Origin of the sequence: Mesorhizobium sp. M7A.F.Ca.CA.004.12.1.1 (genome assembly GCF_003997835.1) — a bacterium.
Taxonomy (GTDB): domain Bacteria; phylum Pseudomonadota; class Alphaproteobacteria; order Rhizobiales; family Rhizobiaceae; genus Mesorhizobium.
Window position 1 is genome coordinate 1 of sequence record NZ_RZRK01000685.1, and the last position, 3,311, is coordinate 3,311.

At 63.0% G+C, this 3,311-nt stretch carries 3 protein-coding genes and 1 pseudogene; 1 reads left to right on the forward strand and 3 read right to left on the reverse strand.

Going from position 1 to position 3,311, the window contains the following annotated elements; genetic code table 11:
• The 3 genes and pseudogenes from EN984_RS27645 to EN984_RS27655 form a co-directional block, all read right to left on the reverse strand.
• Nucleotides 1-181: pseudogene (locus EN984_RS27645) on the reverse strand (TIGR01620 family protein); the annotation flags it as partial.
• On the reverse strand, nucleotides 178-1,656 hold the full coding sequence (locus tag EN984_RS27650; protein ID WP_127270623.1) for a YcjX family protein: 1,479 nt from the start codon (nucleotides 1,654-1,656) through the stop codon (nucleotides 178-180). The gene EN984_RS27650 and the pseudogene EN984_RS27645, both read right to left, overlap by 4 nt.
• Nucleotides 1,657-1,719: 63 nt before the next feature.
• Nucleotides 1,720-2,223, reverse strand: coding sequence for a histidine phosphatase family protein (locus EN984_RS27655; protein ID WP_127270625.1), 504 nt, complete (start codon nucleotides 2,221-2,223; stop codon nucleotides 1,720-1,722).
• A 330-nt stretch (nucleotides 2,224-2,553) separates the two neighbouring features.
• Here EN984_RS27655 and dksA point away from each other — a divergent pair, with 330 nt between their 5' ends.
• Nucleotides 2,554-2,970 carry an RNA polymerase-binding protein DksA gene (dksA, locus tag EN984_RS27660; RefSeq protein WP_013531862.1) on the forward strand — a complete coding sequence of 139 codons (417 nt, stop codon included), beginning with the start codon at nucleotides 2,554-2,556 and terminating at the stop codon, nucleotides 2,968-2,970.
• Nucleotides 2,971-3,311: the final 341 nt, after the last annotated feature.

Genomic DNA, 3,311 nt, shown 5'->3' on the forward strand with positions numbered 1-3,311 from the left:
CGGCAATGATGTCGGGCTCGTCGAAGACATCGACTTCCGCCGGGAGGACCATCGCGACATCGGTCTTCATCGCGCGCGGTTTGCGCTGGGCATCGGCCTGGGGGCGCGGCTCAGGGGCCGTTTGTCTCGGTGGGGTTTCCGGTTCGATCCGGAACGCTGCCGGCTTGCGGGGCGCGGTCATGCCAGATGATCTCCGATCAGGAACTGCAAGGCACGGTCGAGCCTGATATGCGGCAGCGACAGGGTGATACCTTCAGCCGTTCGTTCTAGCTTTGGCGGACGGAAACGGACGAAGCGGATTGCAGGGTCCGCGGCATCCTGCTTGTGATCGGCTCCCGAAAGATCAAAAACTGCATCAATTTTCTCCGGTAAGTCACCAGGAAATATGGCTGTTTCAGTTTTTCCATCGAAAGTTTCACCGTTGATCCTCTCGCCGGCGATCGGCGTGCCGATAATGACTGGCAACGTCTCCCGGCCTTGCTTGACGGTGCCTTCGCGCGTCGCGCGCACCGCCGCCATGGCGACCACGTCGACATCGGCGCCGGTGAAATTCGCCCGTGCCACGGCTCGGTCGGCAAGCCGCCGCACGATCGCCTGCAGGCGGTCATGGCTTTCGTGGTGCAGATGGTCGGCCTTGGTCGCGGCAACCAGGATGCGGTCGATGCGCCGCGAAAACAGATCGGTGAGGAAGCTGCCCCGGCCAGGTCGGAAACAGCTGAGGATCTCGGTCACCGCGCGTTCCAGGTCGGCCATGGCGCCGGGGCCGGCGTTCAGCGCCTGCATGGCGTCGATCAGCACGATCTGGCGATCGAGGCGGGTGATGTGTTCGCGAAAGAAGGGTTTGACGACATGCGTCTTGTAGGCCTCATAGCGCCTGTCCATCATGGCGTGCAGCGACCCCGGGCGCGGACGCCTGTCGCCGATCCCGGCCAGGGGCGCGAAGGTCAGTGCCGGCGAGCCTTCGAGATCGCCAGGCATCAGGAAGCGGCCGGGCGGCAAGGTCGAAAGCGCCCGCTCGTCGAGCTTGCAGGCCTTCAGATAGGCGGCGAAGTTCTCGGCTAGCCGGCGCGCCGTCATCTCGTCGGCATCGGCGTTCGGATCGATCCCGGCCGACAACGCCCGCCAGCTCTGCGACAGGTCCTCGCGCACCGGCAGAACGGCCATTTCGAAGGCTTCCTGCGAAAAATCGGCGAAGGACTTGCCGAGCAGCGGCAGATCGAGCAGCCATTCGCCGGGATAGTCGACAATATCGACCGACAGTCTGCCCGAGGAAAACATGCGGCTCCAGCCGGAGGCCGATTCATATTCGATGGTCAGCCGCAGTTCCGAAATGGCGCGCGTCGAATCGGGCCAGGCGCGGTCGTTGAGCAGGGCGGCAATGTGGTCCTCGTACTGGAAACGCGGCACCGCGTCGTCGGGCTGCTGCTCGAGGAAGGCGCGGGCGATGCGACCCGATTTCTGCGCTTCGAACAGCGGCAGGCGCCCGCCATGGATCAAATTGTGGACTAGGGCCGATATGAACACTGTTTTGCCGGCGCGGGACAATCCGGTCACGCCGAGGCGCAGCGATGGGCAAAAAAGCCCGGTGGCGCGGCCTGACAGCGTGTCGAGGGCAATCCTCGCCTCGTCGGTGAAGGTGGTCAGCGATGATGCCAAAATATGCTCTCTCGGACTTCGGTCCGCCCGATATAGGCTCTACAACCAGGCTTTGAAATGGCTTCAGAGATCGGCCGGCGTCAGGAACGCTTCGAGATAGCCGGCGCCTTGAGCGGCGCTGGCAAGATCGCCGTCGAAGCGGACGACCGCCAGGCCTGCGGTCGGAAACCCGTGGTTCAGCGTGGCCCGCGCGGTTTCGTCGCCGTCGCCCGAAACTGCCATGGTGAGGTCTTCCATCATCGGGTTGTGGCCAATGACCAGCAATGAGCCCGATCCGCCATTGTCGCGGATAAGGTGGAGGTAACCGGCCGCGTCCGCGCTGTAGAGCGCGTCGAAGAACAAGACCCGGCCGGTGTCGGTCTGGCCGGCCAGGCCTTCCAGCGTCTCCTTGGCGCGTTTGGCATTGGAGCAGAGTGTGCGGTCCGGAACATAGAGGCGGGAGCGCATGGCGGCGCCCATCATTTCGGCATCGGAACGGCCGGACGCGTCGAGCGGGCGATCGAAATCCCGCATGCCGGGCAGTGCCCAGCCAGCCTTTGCATGTCGCAACAGATAAAGCCTGCTCACCCAACCTCCGAATGCCGAAGCCTCCCGGGATTAGCCACGAGAACGGCGTTGCGCACAATGCCCGTGCTCTTCAAACACAGCGAATCACCCAATGCTGCTTGCTGCAAAGGCGCTTGCGTATCGCCCCGGGATCACGGCCGATCTCGGAAAGCATGTGCCACCGGATCCAAAGTGTCTCGGCGGAGTTTGTACCAAAGCGACCGTACGCGGCTGCAAAGACCCGTGGCGGGATACTTTAACAATTGCGTGAAACAGCGGCCGATTGCGCTTGTGCAGGCGTCGGACGACGAATATATAGGCGCCAAATTTGGGGCAGTTTGGGTGAGTCGAATGAACGACATCGTTACCGCCGATTACGTACCCTCCGAAGACGAGCCGTTCATGAACGAGCGGCAGAAATCCTACTTCCGCTCAAAGCTCGTCACCTGGAAGAATGACATATTGCGCGAAGCGCGCGAAACACTGGAAATCCTGCAGCAAGAAAACGCCAACCACCCCGATCTGGCCGACCGCGCCTCTTCGGAAACCGACCGTGCCATCGAACTCAGGGCCCGTGACCGTCAGCGCAAGCTCATTGCAAAGATCGACTCCGCCCTGCAGCGCATCGACGAAGGCACTTACGGCTATTGCGAAGAGACCGGCGAGCCGATCGCGCTGAAGCGGCTCGATGCGCGTCCGATCGCGACATTGTCGATCGAAGCGCAGGAGCGGCATGAGCGCCGCGAAAAAGTCTATCGCGACGACTGAAGGTCAAGGCCGGCGGCGCACGGCCGGCTGTCCCGAACGAACTCGATCCTGAAAATGGCCGGTTTTCCGGCCATTTCTATTGGTGCGGCATCCACCGCTCTGAGGCGCGCGAAGGCCGCAAACCCTTGATATTTGGCGCTTGGACGAGGTGGTTCGGCAGCGGACCGGCGACGATGTTTCGCGGGATAGCGACCCGGCCGCCGCTCATCTCTTCTGACTGGAGAGTTCGCCGAGAAGCTTGGTCATCTCGTCGTCGAGCGACTGCGGCGCCGCCGGCTTGCCCACCGGGCCGCCCGAACGGGGCTGGTCCAGCGACACTTCGAGCTCCCTCATCAGCGTGT

Coding starts and splice junctions, on each gene's coding strand:
- dksA (WP_013531862.1), top strand. CDS start 2,554: ATGAACGACATCGTTACCGCCGATTACGTACCCTCCGAAGACGAGCCG.